Source organism: Streptomyces sp. NPDC021562 (genome assembly GCF_040640875.1).
In the GTDB taxonomy this organism is placed as follows: domain Bacteria; phylum Actinomycetota; class Actinomycetes; order Streptomycetales; family Streptomycetaceae; genus Streptomyces.
The window spans coordinates 1-18,273 of record NZ_JBFACN010000005.1; the positions used below are offsets into that span (position 1 = coordinate 1).

General features: G+C 71.6%; 14 protein-coding genes and 1 tRNA gene. 9 read left to right on the plus strand and 6 right to left on the minus strand.

The window, feature by feature from the left end:
- Nucleotides 1–86: 86 nt before the first annotated feature.
- Together AB0G52_RS08995 and AB0G52_RS09000 are read right to left on the minus strand one after the other, a co-directional pair.
- On the minus strand, nt 87–2,666 hold the full coding sequence (locus AB0G52_RS08995; RefSeq protein ID WP_361335160.1) for an FtsX-like permease family protein: 2,580 nt from the start codon (nt 2,664–2,666) through the stop codon (nt 87–89).
- Nucleotides 2,663–3,451 carry an ABC transporter ATP-binding protein gene (locus tag AB0G52_RS09000; protein ID WP_132891878.1) on the minus strand — a complete coding sequence of 263 codons (789 nt, stop codon included), beginning with the start codon at nt 3,449–3,451 and terminating at the stop codon, nt 2,663–2,665. Before AB0G52_RS09000 ends, AB0G52_RS08995 begins: the two co-directional genes overlap by 4 nt.
- Nucleotides 3,452–3,967: 516 nt before the next feature.
- On the opposite strand from AB0G52_RS09000, the gene AB0G52_RS09005 reads away from it, so the two are divergent.
- Together AB0G52_RS09005 and AB0G52_RS09010 are read left to right on the plus strand one after the other, a co-directional pair.
- Nucleotides 3,968–4,378, plus strand: a complete 411-nt coding sequence (locus AB0G52_RS09005) for a DUF485 domain-containing protein (protein ID WP_132891879.1) — start codon at nt 3,968–3,970, stop codon at nt 4,376–4,378.
- A 26-nt stretch (nt 4,379–4,404) separates the two neighbouring features.
- Complete coding sequence (locus AB0G52_RS09010) at nt 4,405–6,003, plus strand: cation acetate symporter (RefSeq protein WP_132891972.1); 1,599 nt, start codon at nt 4,405–4,407, stop codon at nt 6,001–6,003.
- A gap of 41 nt (nt 6,004–6,044) precedes the next feature.
- On the opposite strand, the gene AB0G52_RS09015 is transcribed toward AB0G52_RS09010, so the two are convergent.
- From AB0G52_RS09015 to AB0G52_RS09025, 3 genes are all read right to left on the minus strand, one after another.
- On the minus strand, nt 6,045–6,932 hold the full coding sequence (locus tag AB0G52_RS09015) for a cellulose-binding protein (RefSeq protein WP_361335164.1): 888 nt from the start codon (nt 6,930–6,932) through the stop codon (nt 6,045–6,047).
- 230 nt (nt 6,933–7,162) lie between these two features.
- On the minus strand, nt 7,163–9,799 hold the full coding sequence (locus tag AB0G52_RS09020) for an SUKH-4 family immunity protein (protein ID WP_361335167.1): 2,637 nt from the start codon (nt 9,797–9,799) through the stop codon (nt 7,163–7,165).
- A gap of 8 nt (nt 9,800–9,807) precedes the next feature.
- Entirely contained in the window at nt 9,808–10,791 is a 984-nt protein-coding gene (locus AB0G52_RS09025) for an SMI1/KNR4 family protein (RefSeq protein ID WP_132891881.1), read from the minus strand.
- Between the two features lie 297 nt (nt 10,792–11,088).
- On the opposite strand from AB0G52_RS09025, the gene AB0G52_RS09030 reads away from it, so the two are divergent.
- Together AB0G52_RS09030 and AB0G52_RS09035 are read left to right on the plus strand one after the other, a co-directional pair.
- Nucleotides 11,089–11,625, plus strand: coding sequence for a YwqJ-related putative deaminase (locus AB0G52_RS09030; protein WP_132891882.1), 537 nt, complete (start codon nt 11,089–11,091; stop codon nt 11,623–11,625).
- A gap of 88 nt (nt 11,626–11,713) precedes the next feature.
- Nucleotides 11,714–12,247, plus strand: a complete 534-nt coding sequence (locus tag AB0G52_RS09035; RefSeq protein WP_132891883.1) for an SUKH-3 domain-containing protein — start codon at nt 11,714–11,716, stop codon at nt 12,245–12,247.
- A 16-nt stretch (nt 12,248–12,263) separates the two neighbouring features.
- Here AB0G52_RS09035 and AB0G52_RS09040 read toward each other — a convergent pair whose 3' ends face one another.
- Nucleotides 12,264–13,652, minus strand: a complete 1,389-nt coding sequence (locus AB0G52_RS09040) for a histidine kinase (protein ID WP_132891884.1) — start codon at nt 13,650–13,652, stop codon at nt 12,264–12,266.
- A gap of 166 nt (nt 13,653–13,818) precedes the next feature.
- Here AB0G52_RS09040 and AB0G52_RS09045 point away from each other — a divergent pair, with 166 nt between their 5' ends.
- The 5 genes from AB0G52_RS09045 to AB0G52_RS09065 all read left to right on the plus strand — a co-directional run bounded on the left by AB0G52_RS09045 (nt 13,819) and on the right by AB0G52_RS09065 (nt 18,259).
- On the plus strand, nt 13,819–14,679 hold the full coding sequence (locus AB0G52_RS09045) for a hypothetical protein (protein WP_132891885.1): 861 nt from the start codon (nt 13,819–13,821) through the stop codon (nt 14,677–14,679).
- A gap of 14 nt (nt 14,680–14,693) precedes the next feature.
- A tRNA-Gln gene (locus AB0G52_RS09050) sits at nt 14,694–14,766 on the plus strand.
- Nucleotides 14,767–14,894: 128 nt separating this feature from the next.
- Entirely contained in the window at nt 14,895–16,343 is a 1,449-nt protein-coding gene (gene glmU / locus AB0G52_RS09055; protein WP_132891886.1) for a bifunctional UDP-N-acetylglucosamine diphosphorylase/glucosamine-1-phosphate N-acetyltransferase GlmU, read from the plus strand.
- 141 nt (nt 16,344–16,484) lie between these two features.
- The gene (locus AB0G52_RS09060; protein WP_132891887.1) at nt 16,485–17,465 is read left to right on the plus strand and encodes a ribose-phosphate diphosphokinase; all 981 of its coding nucleotides are present in this window, start codon (nt 16,485–16,487) and stop codon (nt 17,463–17,465) included.
- 197 nt (nt 17,466–17,662) lie between these two features.
- The gene (locus AB0G52_RS09065) at nt 17,663–18,259 is read left to right on the plus strand and encodes a 50S ribosomal protein L25/general stress protein Ctc (RefSeq protein ID WP_132891888.1); all 597 of its coding nucleotides are present in this window, start codon (nt 17,663–17,665) and stop codon (nt 18,257–18,259) included.
- Nucleotides 18,260–18,273: the final 14 nt, after the last annotated feature.

An 18,273-nucleotide genomic window follows, 5' to 3' on the forward strand; every position in this document is an offset into this window, starting at 1 on the left:
GGAGTCCGTGGTGAACGCCCTGATCGGCGCCCTGCCGGGCCTTTCCCCCGCAACCCCCGTGTGCGGTGGTCTGTGTCCGCGTCCCGTCAGTCCGTCGCGATGGCGTTCAGGACGTTCATGCGGCCCGCGCGGAACGCCGGGACCAGGGCGGCGAACAGGCCCACGAAGGCCGAGCCGACGAAGACCCCGATGATCGTGGGCCAGGGGATCTCCAGGACCTTCAGGCCCTGCAGGGCGAGCAGCTGCTGGGCGGTCGCGCCCCAGCCCATGCCGAGTCCGAGGCCCAGCAGGGCGCCGAACAGGGCGATCACCACGGACTCCATGCGGATCATGCGGCGCAGCTGGCGGCGGGAGAGTCCGATGGCCCGCATGAGGCCGATCTCGCGGGTGCGCTCGACGACCGACAGGGCCAGGGTGTTCACGACACCGAGGACCGCGACGATGATCGCCAGGGCGAGCAGACCGTAGATCAGGTTCAGCAGCTGGCCGATCTGGTCCTTCAGCGCCTGCTTGTAGTCGGTCTGGTCGCGCACGGTGTACTGCGGGTAGTCGTGCAGCGCGGTCTTGAGCGCCTTGTAGGCGCTGTCCTGCTGCCCGTCCTTGGCGGTGGCGAAGACCAGCTGGTCGAGCGGCATCCGGTCGGCCGGGACGTACTTGGCGAGGGTGGCGAGAGAGGTGTACTTGGCGCCCTGGTCGATGACGACGTCGCTGCTGGTGATCGCGCGGACCGTGAGGTGCGCGGTGCCGCCGTCCTTGAACCTGACGGTGATCTTCGAGCCGAGGTGGATGCCGTGGGCCTCGGCGAACTTCTGGTGCACGGACATCGAGTCGGGCAGGTAGGCGTCCTTGAGGTCGCCGGCGACCGTCTTGGTGCGCAGGTCGGTCGCGTAGGTCGGGTCGGCCGCCGTGATGTCGGTGTCCTTGAGCGTCCTGCCGTCGGGGGTGGTGTAGTCGGCGGTGGTGGTGCGGTACTCGGTGACCCGGGCGAGGCCGGGTACGTCCTTGACGGCCGTGACCGCCTGCGGGGTGATCCGCTGGCCGCTGTCTGACTGGATGATGAAGTCGGTGCCGACGGTCTTGTCGAGCTGGTCGGAGGCGGAGGCGACCATGGAGGAGCCGACCACCGAGAGGCAGGCGACCAGGGCGAGGCCGATCATCAGGGCGGCGCCGGTGGCGCCGGTGCGGCGCGGGTTGCGCAGCGCGTTGCGTTCGGCCATGCGTCCTACGGGGCCGAACATCCGCAGCAGGACGGCGCCCAGGACCCGTACGACACCCCCCGCGAGCAGCGGGCCGATGACGACGAACCCGATGAGCGAGGCCACGATGCCGAGCCCCAGCCAGAGCGAGCCCGCCTTGGCCTGGTCCGCGGTGGAGGCCATCCACAGGCCGTAGCCGCCGCCCGCGGTCATCAGGAGGCCGACCAGGGCGCGTACGACGCCCGCCCTGGCGTCGGCGGGGGCGCCCGCGTCGCGCAGCGCGGCCATCGGGGAGACCTTGCCGGCGCGGCGCGCGGGCAGGTAGGCGGCGAGGACGGTGACGACGACGCCGAGGACGAGGCCGACCACCGGGGTCGTCCAGGCGACCGTCAGATCACTGGTCGACAGGTGCATGCCCATGGAGCCCATGAGCTTCATCAGGCCGACCGCGATGCCGACGCCCGCGCCGACGCCCAGGACCGAGCCGACCACGCCGAGCAGCAGTGCCTCGACGAGCACGGAGCGGTTGACCTGGCGGCGGCCGGCGCCGATGGCCCGCATCAGGCCGATCTCGCGGGTGCGCTGGGCGACCAGCATGGAGAAGGTGTTGATGATCAGGAAGATGCCGACCAGGAAGGCGATCCCGGCGAAGCCGAGCATCGCGTACTTCATGACGTCCATGAAGCTCTCGACGTCCTTCTGGTTGGCGTCGGCGGTCTCCTTGGCGGTCTGCACCTTGTAGGCGGTGCCGAGTTCGGCGAGCACGTTCCGCTTCAGCTGCGGGTCGGTCACGCCGGGCGCCGCGGTCACGTTGACGTTGGTGAAGACACCGGTCCGTCCGACGAGCGTCCGCTGCGCGGTCCTCGTGTCCAGGTAGAAGATCGCGGCACCGGGGTTGGTGACGGTGAAGTCGGCTATGCCGGAGATCCTCGCGGTGTGGGTGCCGACCGCGCTGATCACGCCGATCTGGTCGCCGAGCTTCAGGTGGTGCTTGTCGGCGGTGTCGGCGTCCACCATGACCTGGCCGGCGTTCTTCGGCGCCGCACCGGAGGTGATCTTCATGGTGCGGGCGTCGTTGGAGTTCCAGCTGCCCACGATGGTCGGGGCGCCGCTGGACGGCGACAGGCTGTCCTTCCGGGCGTCGACGACGGTCACGGACGTCGAGAAGACCGTGCCCTCGGCGGCCTCGACACCGTGCGCCGCGCGGACCTTCGCCACCACCGAGGCGGGCAGGACCGGCGGCCTGCCGTCGTCGGAGGTGGTCTGACCGGTGTCGGAGGCGCTCTTGGCACTGACCGTCACGTCGGACGAGGTGGCCGCGAACAGCTTGTCGAACGTCGTGTTCATCGTGTCCGTGAACACCAGCGTGCCGCACACGAACGCCACCGACAGCAGCACGGCGACCGCCGACAGGGCCATGCGCCCCTTGTGCGCGAAGAAGTTGCGCATCGAGGTCTTCAGGACGGTCATGACGTACGCCCCCGGGCGTCGAAGTCCTTCATGCGGTCGAGGACGGTGTCCGCGGTCGGCTCGAACATCTCGTCGACGATCCGGCCGTCGGCGAGGTAGAGGACGCGGTCCGCGTAAGAGGCGGCCACCGGGTCGTGGGTGACCATGACGATGGTCTGGCCCAGTTCGTCCACGGAGCGGCGCAGGAAGCCGAGGACCTCCGCGCCCGCGCGGGAGTCGAGGTTCCCGGTCGGCTCGTCCCCGAAGATGATCTCGGGGCGGGCGGCGAGGGCGCGCGCCACGGCCACCCGCTGCTGCTGACCGCCCGAGAGCTGGGTGGGGCGGTGCTTGAGCCGGTCCGCGAGCCCGACGGTGGTCACCACGCGCTGCAGCCACTCCTTGTCGGGCCTGCGCCCGGCGATGTCCATGGGCAGCGTGATGTTCTCCAGCGCGTTCAGCGTCGGCAGCAGGTTGAACGCCTGGAAGATGAAGCCGATCCGGTCCCGGCGCAGCTTGGTGAGCTTCTTGTCCTTCAGGCCGGTGATCTCGGTCTCGTCCAGGTGGATCTGACCGCTCGTCACGGTGTCGAGCCCGGCGAGGCAGTGCATCAGGGTGGACTTGCCGGACCCCGAGGGGCCCATGATCGCGGTGAACTGTCCCCGCGTGATGTCCACGTCGACGTGGTCCAGGGCGACGACCCGGGTCTCCCCGGACCCGTACGCCTTGACGACCTGCCGCGCCCGCGCGGCAACGGCCGTACGCCCTCCAGTACCCCCGTGCCTGGGAATGGTCACAGCCGATGTCACGGTATGTCTCCTAAGTCGGTCAGCGAACGGGCAGCGTGGTGCCGCCCCTTGCTGTGCTGCGTGCGGTACGTCGATGAGTCTCGCGGTCGGCGGGGGCGCTCCGCGCTGGTGCGAAGCCCCGTCTTCCCCGGGGGAAAACCCCACCTCCGCGGGTTCGGTCAACCGCCCCCCGGCGGCGTAAAGCCAGGTTAAGGACGACGGGGGCGCCGTCTCGTCCTCCGGGGGTACGACCCCTCCCCGAGCCGTGATGCGGAGAACCCCCTAGGGGTCCTCCACCGCCGGGTGGAGACCGTCTAGGGGTCCGGCTCCACCCTTGCCCCCGGGAGCCGCCTCCCCCCTCAGGGTTAACGCGGGTAACACCCGAGGTCAGACACGTTCTGATGAAGTAAGCGCATACCGACCGCCCAGTTCGGGGAAAACTGCGCGCGCTCCGGATACCTCCGAGTAACGTGCGTGCCCCGCTCCCTCTCCCTGCGGTCCGCCGCCACGGACCCGAGCCACGCAAGGAGCACCGGGATGTCCCACCACCCCTGCCCACCCGACCCGCCCCACCCCACCTACCCCTGGCGGCCGTCGCCGCCGCAGCCGGCGCAGCCCCGGCACGTGCCGCACCGGGAGCCGGTCGGCCACCACAGCGACCTGCGCGTGCTGCGCGGCGCCTACCGCCTCCAGCGGCGCGCCGCGACCCTGACCGCCCTCGGCTACTTCACGCTGTTCCTGCTGCTGTCGGCGTTCGCGCCCCGCCTGATGACCCGCACGGTCGCCGACGGCGTACCCGCGGGGCTGCTCCTCGCCCTCCTGCAAGTCCCCGTCACCTGGCTGGCGATCGTCCTGTACGAGCGCACCGCGCGCCGCCATGTCGACCCCCTCGCCGACCGGATCCGCAGAACCGCGGAACTGGACGCCAGACGGGGGGCCGTACGGTGACCGGACTGAGCGGCTCCGCGCACTCCATGTCCCTGGTCGCGTTCACCGCGGTCGCCACGCTCACCCTGCTGCTGTGCGTGATGGCCGGCCCGGACCGCGACGACCTCGACGAGTTCTACACCGGCTACGGCTCCCTCTCACCGCTGCGCAACGGCCTCGCGATCGCCGGCGACTACATCTCCGCGGCCACGGTCCTCGGCACCGGCGGCGTGATCGCCCTCTGCGGCTACGACGGCGTCGTACTCGCCCTCAGCACGGCCCTGTCACTCCTGCTGCTGATGTTCCTGCTCGCCGAACCGCTGCGCAACGCGGGCCGGTTCACCATGGGCGACGCGCTGGCCCGGCGGATGCCCGGCCGTTCGGTGCGGATCGCGGCCTGCGCGGTGACCATCGCCGCCCTGCTGCCGCTGATGCTGGTCCAACTCGCCGGAGCCGGACAGCTGATGGCCTTCGTCCTCGGCTTCTCCGACCGGTCGGTGGGAACCGGCTGCGTCATCGGCCTCGGCACCCTGATGATCAGTTACGCGGCCATCGGCGGCATGAAGGGCACCGCCCTCATCCAGATCCTGAAGATCGTCATGCTGCTCGGCTCCGGCACCGTGGTCGCCCTGCTGGTCCTGCACCGCTTCCACTGGGACCCGGGCGCCCTGCTCACCGCGGCGGCCCGCGGCAGCGGCGCCGGTGACGCCTTCCTGCACTCGGGCCTCCAGTTCAGGGGCGGCCCCGCGCCCCGGCTGGACATGATCAGCTCGGAGCTGACCATCGTCCTCGGCGGCGCCTGCCTGCCGCACGTCACCATGCGCATGTACACCGCCTCCAGCGCCCGCCAGGTACGCCGCTCGATGTCCTGGGCCGTGTCCTGCGTGGCCCTGTTCGCGCTGGTCGTCGGCGTCGTCGGGTTCGGCGCCACCGCCCTGGTCGGCCGGGCCGCCGTCACCGCCGCCGACCCCCAGGGCAACACCGCCTACCTGCTCGGCTCCCGCGCGGCCTTCGGAACCGACGTGTCGACCGCGGAGACCCTGCTCTTCACCACCGTCACCACGGCGATCTTCCTGACCCTGCTCGCCTCCGTCGCCGGCATGATCCTCGCCTGCGCCAACTCCCTCGCCCACGACGTGTTCGCCACCCGCGCCCGGGAAATGCCGGCCCGCCGCGAGATGGGCGTGGCCCGCGTCTGCGCGCTCGCCACCGGAGTCCCCACGGTGCTGCTGGCGACCCTCGTGCAGCACCACAGCCTGCAGCCCCTGGTCACCCTCTCCTTCTGCCTCGGCGCCTCCGCCCTCGCCCCCGCCCTGGTGTACGGCCTCTTCTGGCGCCGCTACACCCGTACCGGCCTACTCTGCACGCTCATCGGCGGCAGCCTCACCGTGCTGCTGCTGATGCCCGGCACCAACCTGGTCTCGGGTTCGCCCGGCGCCGCCTTCCCGGGCGCCCACTTCAACTGGTTCCCCTTCACCACCACCGGGATCGTCTCCATCCCGGCCGGCTTCCTGCTCGGATGGCTCGGGACGGTGGCCTCCGGCCGGCGCGGGGCCGCGGAGCAGCGACGGCAGTACGAGGCGGTCGAGGGCTGGATCCTGGCGGGCGCCTCCCGCCGGGGGCGGGAGGCCGCCGAGGGGGCGTGAGGTCTCCGCGGGGGCGTGAGGCCGCCCGGGGCGTGAGCGCGCTACTCCGCCGCCGCGCGCCCCGTCAGGGTCATGAGGCTGTCGCGCATGTGGTCCATGTGCGCCTGGACGTCGTCCCAGGTCTCGCCGTGTTCGCGCAGCACCCGTTCGGTCTCCCGCGCGATGCGTTCCTCACGCAACCGCGCCTCCGTGAGGATCTCGGCGGCCCGCGCGTGCGCCTCCTCCTCCGAGCGGCGCGCCGACTCCTCCGCCTCCTCCAGGGCACGCTCCGCCTCCGCGAGGGCCGCCTCCGCACGGGCGATCCGCTCGGCGTTGTGCGCGTCGACCGCGGCGGCGCTCGCGACCTCCTCGCGCTCCGCCTCGGCCCACCGCTCGGCATGCTGCTTGGCCTGCTCCGCGAGCATCGCCGTGGTGCGCTGACGCACCTCACGCAACGCCGCCAGGGCCTCGCCCCGCCACTCCTTCACGTCGAGACGGGCGCCGATACGGATGTCGTCCGCCTCCGCACGCGCGGCGAGCAGCAGCTGACGGGCACGCTCCTCGGCGTCCGCGCGGAGCGCGTCGGCCTGCTCCTGCGCCGCCCGAAGCGCGTTCTCGACGCTCTCCTCGCACTGCGCGGCCCCGTCCGTCAGCGCCCGCCGGGCGTTGTCCCGCAGGGCCGTCGCCTCGTCCTGCACCAGCCGCCACACCCGCTGCGCACGGTCCCCGAGAGCCTCGTAGGACTGGGGCGGGAGCTGCTCGACGGCGATCCGCAGCCGCTCGGCCTCCGCACCCATGTCCTTGGCGAGCACGGTGAGCCGCGCGGCACGCTCCCAGGCCGCGTCCCGGTCCTCGCAGAGCGCGGCCAGGAACGAGTCGACCTGCTCGGGGCGGTAGCCACGCCCTCGCACGGTCGCGAAACCGTACGGCGACATCGATGCGTTGCTCACCCTGGGAACCCCTCTCCACCGGACCGCGAGAAACGATGATTTCGCGCACATCTTGATGGATGGGACGTAAGTGTTCATAACGCGACACTCCGCAGAGATGTCACGGCCGAAGCACCCCGCGGGGCACCTGGGCACACCTGGGCACACAAACGCACCGAAGGGCGCACGGCTTCAGCCGTGCGCCCTCCGCCGACGGGTCAGCGCCTGCGCGCCGGGCCGGTCACCGCTCCCTACAGCAGCCCGTCCCACATCTGTTCCAGCAGCACCGACCACCAGCTCTCCGGCGATCCCAGCGCCGCCGGGTCCAAGGAGGCCAGCTGGGCCTGGAAGTCGACGGTCCAACGGCCCGCCTGCTCCTGGTTCAGACCGAACCTGAGCCGCCACATCCGGCCCAGCAGCGCCAGACAGCGGGCGAACTCCGGCAGCCCGGTGTTGACGAACTGCGGCGGCACGGACGCCCCGCCCGGACCGGCCTCCACCGGTACCGCCACGATGTTCGCGGTGCCGTACTGCACACAGACCGCCTTGCCGAAGTCGGTGCCCATGACGAGGTACGACCCCGCGTCCGGCGCCGGCCGCAGCCCGCGCTCCTGCGCCAGCTCCGCCAGCGTCGGCACCGGACGGCCCGGCTGGGCCTGCGCCCAGAAGAACGGCCCCATTTCCAGCGGCAGCCCCGCGGCCACCAGCGTGTGCGCCACGATCGGCGGAACGCCCTGCCGCGACACCGCAGCCTGCTCGAACCGGAACACGCCGGGGCCGAACGCCGCGCCGAGCTCCTGCGCGATCGCCTCCGGCGGGATCGGCGGCGCCGCCTGCACCTGCGGCAACGGCGCCCGCACCGGCGCGGGCCGCGCGGGACCCGCGGCCACCTCGTGCAACTCGCCCTGATGCGCCAGCAACTGACGCATCCCCTGCTGCCGGCTCGCGTGGTCCGTCCCGTACGGCGCGATGCTCGCCAGCCGCGCCTGCGGCCACTGCTCCCGGATCATCCGCGCGCAGTAGGCACCCGGCAGCTCGCACGGCTCCAGCTCCGTGTGCAGCTCCAGCACCTGGTCCGGCGGCACGTTCATGGCCCGCAGCTCGTGGTAGATCTGCCACTCCGGGTGCGGCGTGCCCGGCGCCGAACGCCGGATCAGCTGCTGCTCCGAGCCGTCCTGCGCGCGGTAGCGCAGCACCGCCTGGTAGCCGGGACCGACCGTCGGCTGACCCTGCTGCGGGTAGCCGTACGCGGGCGGCGGCCCACCGGGCACGGGCTGCCCGGGCACCGGCTGCCCGGGCGGCGGCATGGCACCGGCCGGCATCGGCGGCGGCATCGGCGGGGCACCCGGCGGCGTACCGGGGGCACCCACCGGGGGTGCGGCGAGCACGGTCTCCGCGTGGTGCACCGCTCCGCGGGAACCGCCGGGAGAGCCCTGCCCGGGGGGCGCGGGAGGCATGCCGGGGGCGCCCGGCGGTTGCGGAGCGCCAGGGGCGGCCGGTGCTCCGGGAGCGCCGGGCGGGTTCGGCGCACCGGGCATGCCGGGGGCGCCCGGCGGCCGCTGCGCGCCCATGCCGCTCGGGTCGGCCAACATCGTGGCCGCGTGATGAACATCGCCCGGCGGCCTGCCGCCCGGGTTGCCCGGCGCACCGGGCACCTGCCCCTCAGGTCCGCCCGGACCCGGCGAGGACATCATCTGCGTCGGCGCGTACCCACCCGCCGGCGCGGACGGCTCAGGCGCACCGCCGGGACGGGCACCCGGCGCTCCCGGAGCACCCGGCGGCGGAGGCGGCGCACCGGCCGCACCGCGTCCCCTGCGGGGCGGAGGCGCCGCCTTGCTCGTCGCGGCCTCGGCTATGTCACCGGCGTTCGGCGCGAGCGACGGCCCCGGCGCACCCGGGCCGACGGGAGGCTGGGGCGCATGAGGCGCCCCGGCAGGCGGCTGCGGATAGCCGTAACCGGGGCCAGCCGGGGCCTGCGGGTAACCGTAGGAGGAACCGGCGGGCGCCTTCGGAAAACCGGCCCCACCCGCGGCGTCCTGCCCCTGCGGAGCCCGGTCCGGAGCCGCCGGACCCTGCGGGTAGCCGTACGACGGGGGTGCCTGCGGGGGTGGCGGCGTCGTGCTGCTGCCGACGTGCGGTGCCGGAGTTCCAGGGGCACCCGGTGCGGTGGGCGTACCGGGCGCTCCCGGAACGCCGCCCTCCGTTGCAGCCGCCCCCTGCGCGCCCGGCCTGTTCGGGTCGTCGAGCGCCGGGGACACCGCCGTCGGCGGCAGCCGACTGCCGCCCGCCATCAGCGCCGTCTCGGCATCACCCAGCGCGCCGTCGCCCGCGTCACTCAGCGGTGGCGCGAACACCGTCGCGGGCAACGGGACGGAACGGTCGTCACCGGCGTCCGCATTCGTGTCCGTACCCGCCCAGGGAGTCGCCCCGGCGCCCGCATCGGAACCAGCCGCCGACGCCCCCGAGCCCGTCGAGCCCTCAGGACTCTCAGCCCCCTCCGACCGCCGGTCCGGAATCCCCAGCTTGTCCGCCGCGTCCTGGAGCCACTCCGGCGGGCTCAACAAGAACGACGTCTGATTCAGGTCCACCCGGGCGGCCGGCGCCGGCACCGCGTCGGCGACCTCCGCCTCCCGGCCGTACTCCTCCTCGTACCGGCGGATCACCTCACCCACCGGCAGCGCGGGCCACAACGTGGCCTCCCCGCTGTCCCGGGCGATGACCAGCCGCTGCCCGCCCCCGTCGGAACGCGGGCCCTCCGCGCGGTCCTCGCCCCACACCACGAACCCGAGCCCGAACTCCCGCACCCGCACCTCACGGTGCTGGTACCCGGGCACGTCCCCGTTGATCCACTCCTCCGCGCGCTCCTGCGCCTGCGCGAACGTCACCATGCCGAAACTCACTCCCCCGGGCCGACCGGGACGGCATGCGCGAAACCGCCGTCCACCATCAGGTTCGCCACCGTCTCCAACTCCGGCGGAGAACCCGCCAGCCGGGACAGGAACACGTCGAAGTCCTCACCGCACGGCAGCAACAGCCGCTCCACGCGCTCCGCCGGCGACCACGAGGGGTCCACGTCACGCACATCGTCGTACGCGCAGAACCACACCGAACCCGGCCGGTCGCCCCGCACCTTCACCGCCACCAGGCCCCCCTGCACGAAACAGACCCCGAGGTAGTCCTTGGTCAGGTGGTCGCGCAGGCACTTGTTCACGTACACGAGGTCGTTGACCGCCGCCTCGTCGCGCACCGTGAAGAACGGCTGGTCGACCAGCAGCCCCAGATCGGCGAGCAGCGCCGTGCCCACCGGCGCGCAACCGCCCGCCGCCTTCAGGAAGGACCGGTAGGCACCGGGCAGCCGGTACCCCAGGTCCTCCTCGACGCCCTGCACCTGCGACTCCGACACCGCCACACCCGACTTCGGCAGCCCGAAGTGCGCCGGACGCGTCTCCTGCAACGGCCGCGTCCCCCGCTTCCCCTGGTCCACCCGCGCCGTCGCCACCCCGCCGTGATGCCGCAGCAGCGCCTTCACCTCGACCGGAACCAGCTCAAGGCGCCGCGAACCCACCACGTGGTGCCAGGTCCAGCCGTGCGGCGTCGCCACCGCAGGCACCGTGTCCCACAGTTCGTGACCCGAAGCCGCCAGCACCGCGTTCGCGGACACGAAGTCCGTCAACCGCAGTTCGTCGACCCCGAAGCCCTCCGGCGGATCGGCGATCTCCGCCACCGCACGCGCGTAGGGCGAGAAATCGGGGTAGCCACGCTCGTCGACACGTACCCCTCTCGGGTGACGTGCCGCCCGGACCGGATCCGGGAAATGCACGACCTGCCCGGCATAGGCCGCGTTCGGCGGCGCGGCCTGCCCGAGCCGACCTGTCGTCATGACGGTTGCCCCCTGCGGCACTCTGTACGAGTCCGGACCACACCCCTGCGGCGCGCCACGGCCCGTATCCGGCTGTCTCTCCCACGTCCCAGACGCGTCGACCGCGCCCATCGCGGTGCCGACAGCCTATGCGGTACGCGAACCCCGGTCACCGGCCCTCCGCTTCGTGACCAGCCGTCACCCCGCCGTGACAGCCCGCCCAAACCCGGGCGTGTCGTGACGCCCCAGCTACCGCACCCGCCACGGGATTTGGCAGTCTGTGACTTTCGGGGGGATGCCCGGGAGGGGAAGACGATCATGAACGCCACACAGACGGGACCTCACAACGCCGTACCCGGCGCCGCCCACAGCGCCGTCACCGGCGACCCGCGCATCGGCTGGAGCAGCACCGGGGCACCGCCCGCGCCCACCCTCCAGCACCGCCGCGACGGCATCCTGCCCACCGTCGCCGCCGCCCTGTCCGTGCGCGGCGCCACCCTCACCGGCACCGCCGCCCGCGGCGACCAGCCGCCGCCGCTGCACCCCCTGGTCCAGGAGTTCCTCGACACCCTCCCCAGCGGACAGCGCGACCGCTTCACCGGCCGCTGCGCCGAGGCCATCCTCATCTCACGGCACATCACCACCGCCGACGCCGCCCGCAGCAAACGCGCCCTGCGCAAACCCATGACCAACGGAGAGGCCCGCAAAGCCCTCAAGCAGGCCAAGCTCACCGCCCGCCGGATACGCGAGGACGGCGACCCGCTGCACGGCAGCTTCGCCCCGCCCTGCCGGGCCTGCACCGCCCTCACCGCACACTTCGGCGTCCGCGTCGTCGACCCCACCCAGGACGACTGACACACGCCCCCACACCCCCTCACACGAAGCACCCGCACCCGCACCCGCACCCGCACCCGCACCCGCACCACACACGAACGAAGGGCAGATGCACGCCGACCGCACCACGTCCGCCAGTCTCGGCCTCACCCGCCCCGCGGAACCCCCGTCACGCTTCCCCGCGCCCGTCGACACCGCCCTGCGCACCGCCGGCTGGCAACCCGGACGCTGGGACATAAAACAGGCCGAGATCTGGGCCGACGCCCTGCGCGACCACGTCTCACCCGCCGGACACCGGCACGCCGTCTTCCCCGCCGCCGTGGAGGCCTGGGCCGAGTTCGGCGGCCTGCGCGTCACGCCCGCCGCAGCGGGCCGCCAGGTCGCCCCCGCCACCCTCCACCTCGACCCGCTGCACGGCCTCCACCTCGCCCGCACCCTCGGCGACCTGGGCCGCGCCCTCGGCACCGAGGTCTGCCCGCTCGGCGCGGAGACCGACACCCACGCCCTGCTCGCCGTCGACACCGAAGGCCGCGTCTACGCCCTCGACCACACCGGCGACTGGTACCTCGGCCCCGACATCGACCACGCCCTCACCACCCTCGTCGCGGGCATCGCACCACAACGCCTCACCACCCACGGCTGAGCCCCACCCCGCACGATCAAGCCGCCGGAATCACCACCGACACCCGGAAACCCCCCGCGTCCGTCGGACCCGACACGAACACGCCGCCCAGCCCCAGCACCCGCTCCCGCATCCCCACCAGACCGTTCCCCCCGGACGGCAGCCCGGCCGACGCCGCCGACGCCGGCTCCGGCGGCGGCTCGTTCTCCACCTGCATCGCGATCTCCGCCACCCGGTGCGCCAACCTCACATGCGTCTTCGCACCCGCCGCGTGCTTGTGGACGTTGGTCAGCGCCTCCTGCACCACCCGGAACGCCGTCTGCTCGATCTCCGCCGCGTACGACCGAACATCCCCCTCCACCGACAGGTCCACCACCATCCCCGCCGCCGCCGACTGCCCGATCAGCACATCGAGCTCCGACAGCCACGGCCCCTCCTCCTCGGCCACCCGCGAAGCCGCCGCCGCGGCCGCCACCCCCACCGACGCCAACGGCACCGACCCCGGCGCCGTCGACACGGCCACCGAAACGGCGGCCGCAGCCGCCCCCGAGCCCGGCACCGAGACCGCAGCCGACGCCGATGCGGATGCCGTACGACGCTGAGCGCCCTCCCCCGAACGCAGCACCCCCAGCATCTCCCGCAACTCCGTCAGCGCCTGCCGCCCCATGTCCCCCACCAGCGCCGCGTTCTTCACCGCCTTCTCGGGGTCCTTGCGCGCCACCGCCTGCAACGCCGCCGCATGCACCACCATCAACGACACCCGGTGCGCGACCACGTCATGCATCTCCCGCGCGATCCGCGTCCGCTCCTCACCCCGCGCCCACTCCGCACGCTCCTCCGCGCGCTCCGCGAGCAGCTGCAACTCCCGCTCCAGACTGTCCGCCCGCTCCCGCAGGCTCTCCATCAGCCGGCGCCGCGCACCCACGTACAACCCGAGCAGCAACGGCGGCGCCGTCAGCCCGAGGGACGTGGTGACCGCCGCGAAGGGCACGAACCAGTCCCCCAGCGTCAGATCCCCCCGCGCCATGTCCTGCTTCACCCGCACGAACGTCACGATCATCGTGCCGACCAGCGACATGCCCGCCAGCGCCACGATGATCCGGCGCGGCAGCTCCGCCGCGGCCAGCGTGTACAGGCCGACGATGCCCATCAGGAAGCCCATCTGGGCCGGCGTGACGGCGATCGCGACCAGGACGACGGCGATCGGCCACTTCCTGCGCAGCACCAGCACGGAACCGGCCAGCAAACCGAACACGATGCCCGCCGCCAACGGGATCCCCGCGTCCCGCGCGAACGGGATCCCCTCCGCGCCGCACTCCAACCCCGACACCAGGGCGAGCGCCCCGTCCAGCACCGCACTACGCCACCGCGACCACCACCACGGCCCGGTCACGGCCGTCGCGTGGTCTGCCCCCGTCGTGGTCATGCGTCCAGCCTACGGGCGCGAGGGTGGGCTTTTCCGGTGAGTTTCGTCTACTCGCCTACACCACACTCCGTAACCGAACAACCCCGAAACCCCCCGGAAACCCTCGAACTGCTGAACCACACCCGTTCGACCCCGGAACCCACCATTCCGCCTGGACGGTATGCCCATGGCACATCCACCCAGCAAGTACAAGGAATTCGAAGCACTGCGAGAGCAAGCAGTGGCACTCCGGCGCGGCGGCTACAGCCTTCGACAGATCCGGGACGAACTGAAGATCTTCAACAACGACATCCTCAACCAGCTGGTGAAGGGGGAACCGCCACCGGAATGGACGAAGCGCCCGAACGCCAAGGACGACCTGCGGGCAAGGGCACGGGAGTTGCGGTCGCAGGGCTGGACGTACGACCGGATCGAGGCGGAGCTGGGCTGTTCGCGAAGCTCGGTGTCACTGTGGGTCCGGGACCTGCCGCGCCCGGAGCCCCGGTACACGCCGGAAGAACAACGGGCTCTCATGCAGGAGGGGCTCGCGAAGCGCCGCGCGGCTGACAACGAAGAGCGGAGGAAGACCAAGGCGAGCGCCCATCGGGAGATCGGCGAGATGACGGACCGCGAGCTGTTCATGGCGGGCGTCGCGCTGTACTGGGCCGAGGGGTCGAAGAGCAAGCCGTACGACCGGCGAGAGCGGGCGGTCTTCGTCAACAGCGACCCGGGGGTGATCCGCGTCTACCTCGCCTGGCTCGATCTCCTGGAGGTGGACCGGGGGAAGCTGGGTTTCCGGCTGCTCATCCACGAATCGGCTGACGTCGGAGCAGCGCATCGGTTCTGGGCGCGGATCGCGGACATCGGCCCGGAGGTCTTCGCCAGGCCGACGCTCAAGAAGCACAACCCGAAGACCGTTCGCAAGAACACCGGCGACGACTACCACGGTTGCCTTGTCATCGGCGTGGCCCGCAGCGCCCACTTGTACAACCGGATCGAGGGCTGGTGGAGCGGAATCGTGGCCCAGGCAGAGAGGCGTCTCGGGTAAGGTCTGAAGCGCTGTCCCCCGTGGTGTAACCGGCAGCACACTAGATTTTGGATCTAGCAGGACAAGGTTCGAATCCTTGCGGGGGAGCTCACAGCAGACAAGACGTGGGTTCGGGCCCTGACAGCACCGTCAGGGCCCGCTCTCATGTCGCCCGGGAAACGCCCCGGTATCCTGCGGATGTCACCCCCACCCGTCCAAAGCCGAAGGGCACATCCGTGAGCGCCATTCGCCCGGCAGCCGTCGTCGTTCTCGCAGCGGGTGAGGGCACCCGTATGAAGTCGGCCACACCCAAGGTCCTGCACGACATCTGCGGCCGTTCCCTGGTGGGTCATGTGCTCGCCGCCTCCCGTGAGTTGGACCCCGAGCACCTGGTCGTCGTGGTCGGGCACGCGCGCGAGCAGGTCGCCGCGCATCTCGGCGAGGTCGACGCGGCCGTCCGTACCGCCGTGCAGGAGCAGCAGAACGGCACCGGGCACGCCGTCCGGATGGCGTTGGAGGAGCTGGGCGGGACGGTCGACGGGACCGTGGTCGTGGTGTGCGGGGACACCCCGTTGCTGACCGGGGAGACGCTCACCCGGCTCGCGGAGACCCACCACACCGACGGCAACGCGGTGACCGTGCTGACGGCGGAGGTGCCGGACGCGACGGGGTACGGCCGTATCGTGCGCGACGCCGGTTCCGGCGCCGTGACGGCGATCGTGGAGCACAAGGACGCCTCGGAGGCGCAGCGGGCGATCCGGGAGATCAACTCGGGTGTGTTCGCGTTCGACGGCCGGTTGCTGGCGGACGCGTTGGGGAAGGTGCGCACGGACAACAGTCAGGGTGAGGAGTACCTGACGGACGTGCTGGGGATCCTGCGGGAGGCCGGGCACCGGGTGGGTGCTTCGGTGGCGGCCGACCACCGGGAGATCGCGGGGATCAACAACCGGGTGCAGTTGGCGCAGGCGCGCCGGATCCTGAACGACCGGTTGCTGGAGCGGGCGATGCTCGCCGGGGTGACGGTGGTCGACCCGGCCACCACGTGGGTGGATGTGACGGTGACGTTCGGGCAGGACGTCGTCGTGCATCCGGGGACGCAGTTGCTCGGTGCGACGCATGTGGCGGAGGGTGCGGAGGTCGGGCCGAACAGCCGGCTGCGGGACACGCGGGTGGGTGCGGGGGCGCGGGTGGACAACACGGTCTCGGATTCCGCGCAGATCGGTGCGGACGCGTCGGTGGGGCCGTACGCGTATCTGCGGCCGGGGACGCGGCTGGGGGCGAAGGGCAAGATCGGTACGTACGTGGAGACGAAGAACGCCTCGATCGGGGAGGGGACGAAGGTCCCGCACCTGTCGTACGTCGGTGATGCGACGATCGGGGAGTACTCGAACATCGGTGCGGCGAGTGTGTTCGTCAACTACGACGGTGAGAACAAGCATCACACCACCGTCGGGTCGCACTGCAAGACGGGGTCGGACAACATGTTTGTGGCTCCTGTCACGGTCGGGGACGGTGCGTACACCGCCGCCGGGTCCGTGATCACGAAGGACGTGCCGCCCGGTTCGCTGGCCGTGGCCCGCGGTCAGCAGCGGAATATCGAGGGTTGGGTGGCCCGGAAGCGTCCGGGGAGCGCGGCGGCGAAGGCGGCCGAGGCGGCTTCCCGGCGGGGCGCGAGCGAGGACTGACCGGAAACAGGTGCGCCGAAGACGTCGTACCGTGATAAGTGCACACCCGCACCTAACCAGCTGATTCGGCCCTCCGCGTCCGGCGTGGAGTTCATCGCACCTGCGGCTGTACGGCTGAGACACCTCTGAGGAGACAGTGCTGTGACCGGGATCAAGACGACCGGCGAGAAGAAGATGATGTTCTTCTCCGGCCGCGCCCACCCCGAGCTTGCCGAGGAGGTCGCCCAGCAGCTGGGTGTCGGGGTCGTCCCGACGAAGGCCTTCGACTTCGCGAACGGCGAGATCTACGTCCGTTACCAGGAGTCGGCGCGCGGTGCCGACTGCTTCGTGATCCAGAGCCACACGGCTCCGATCAACCAGTGGATCATGGAGCAGCTGATCATGATCGACGCGCTGAAGCGTGCGTCGGCCCGCTCCATCACCGTGATCGTGCCGTTCTACGGTTACGCGCGGCAGGACAAGAAGCACCGGGGTCGTGAACCGATCTCGGCGCGGCTGATCGCCGATCTGATGAAGACGGCGGGTGCGGACCGGATCCTCACGGTGGATCTGCACACGGACCAGATCCAGGGTTTCTTCGACGGCCCGGTGGACCACCTGTTCGCGCTTCCGCTGCTGGCGGACTACGTGGGCACGAAGGTGGACAAGGACAAGCTGACGATCGTGTCTCCGGACGCCGGCCGGGTGCGGGTGGCGGACCGGTGGTGCGACCGGCTGGGTGCGCCGCTGGCGATCGTGCACAAGCGGCGTGACAAGGACGTGGCGAACCAGGTGACCGTCCACGAGGTCGTGGGTGAGGTCGAGGGCCGGGTGTGTGTGCTGGTCGACGACATGATCGACACGGGCGGCACGATCTGTGCGGCCGCGGACGCGTTGTTCGCGCACGGTGCGGAGGACGTCATCGTGACGGCGACGCACGGGGTGCTGTCGGGTCCGGCGGCGGACCGGCTGAAGAACTCCCGGGTGAGTGAGTTCGTGCTGACGAACACGCTGCCGACGCCGGGTGAGCTGAGCCGTGATCTGGACAAGATCACGGTGCTGTCGATCGCGCCGACGATCGCGAGTGCGGTGCGTGAGGTGTTCGAGGACGGTTCGGTGACGAGCCTGTTCGACGAGCAGTGAGCTGTAAAAACGCTTCTGCATGATCGCCCGCGCCGTGGGCGCCGATGATCGATTTTTCCGTGGCCTCCCGCGCCGAGTAGACTTCTCCAGTTGCTCGGCGAGGGAGGCCACGCCTCCGTTATCGACGCGCTCTTCGTAGCAGGCCGTTCGTGGCCGGGTGACCACGTCCGCATCTGTCTTTACGAGGAGTGATCCACATGTCCGAGGTGAAGCTCGCCGCCCAGACGCGCACCGAGTTCGGCAAGGGTGCCGCGCGTCGTATCCGCCGCGCCTCCCAGGTCCCCGGTGTCCTGTACGGCCACGGTGCCGACCCGATCCACCTGACCCTGCCGGGCCACGACCTGCTGCTCGCGCTGCGTACGCCGAACGTCCTGATCTCCCTGGACATCGACGGCAAGAGCAACGAGCTGGCGATCCCGAAGTCCGTGCAGCGCGACCCGATCAAGGGCTTCCTGGAGCACGTCGACCTGCTGCTGGTCAAGCGGGGCGAGAAGGTCACGGTCGAGATCCCGGTGCACACCGAGGGCGAGCTGGCCCCCGGCGGCAACCTGCTGGAGCACGTCCTGAACGCGCTGCCGGTCGAGGCCGAGGCCACCCACATCCCCGAGTCCGTCACCGTCTCCGTCGAGGGCCTGGAGGCCGGTGCCTCCGTCCTCGCCAAGGACATCACCCTGCCGTCCGGCGTGACCCTGGCCGTCGAGGAGGACGCGGTCGTCCTCCAGGTGCTGGCCGCGCAGGCCGAGGAGGCCCCGGAGGGCGAGGCCGCCGAGGGCGACGAGGCCGCCGAGGCCTGATCCTCACCTTCGTT

What these genes read in the sequence shown, in the direction of transcription:
- AB0G52_RS08995 (WP_361335160.1), bottom strand. Translation starts at nt 2,666, where the DNA reads ATGACCGTCCTGAAGACCTCGATGCGCAACTTCTTCGCGCACAAGGGG.
- AB0G52_RS09005 (WP_132891879.1), top strand. Translation starts at nt 3,968, where the DNA reads ATGTCCCACCACCCCTGCCCACCCGACCCGCCCCACCCCACCTACCCC.
- AB0G52_RS09010 (WP_132891972.1), top strand. Translation starts at nt 4,405, where the DNA reads ATGTCCCTGGTCGCGTTCACCGCGGTCGCCACGCTCACCCTGCTGCTG.
- AB0G52_RS09020 (WP_361335167.1), bottom strand. Translation starts at nt 9,799, where the DNA reads ATGGTGACGTTCGCGCAGGCGCAGGAGCGCGCGGAGGAGTGGATCAAC.
- AB0G52_RS09025 (WP_132891881.1), bottom strand. Translation starts at nt 10,791, where the DNA reads ATGACGACAGGTCGGCTCGGGCAGGCCGCGCCGCCGAACGCGGCCTAT.
- AB0G52_RS09030 (WP_132891882.1), top strand. Translation starts at nt 11,089, where the DNA reads ATGAACGCCACACAGACGGGACCTCACAACGCCGTACCCGGCGCCGCC.
- AB0G52_RS09035 (WP_132891883.1), top strand. Translation starts at nt 11,714, where the DNA reads ATGCACGCCGACCGCACCACGTCCGCCAGTCTCGGCCTCACCCGCCCC.
- AB0G52_RS09040 (WP_132891884.1), bottom strand. Translation starts at nt 13,652, where the DNA reads ATGACCACGACGGGGGCAGACCACGCGACGGCCGTGACCGGGCCGTGG.
- AB0G52_RS09045 (WP_132891885.1), top strand. Translation starts at nt 13,819, where the DNA reads ATGGCACATCCACCCAGCAAGTACAAGGAATTCGAAGCACTGCGAGAG.
- AB0G52_RS09065 (WP_132891888.1), top strand. Translation starts at nt 17,663, where the DNA reads ATGTCCGAGGTGAAGCTCGCCGCCCAGACGCGCACCGAGTTCGGCAAG.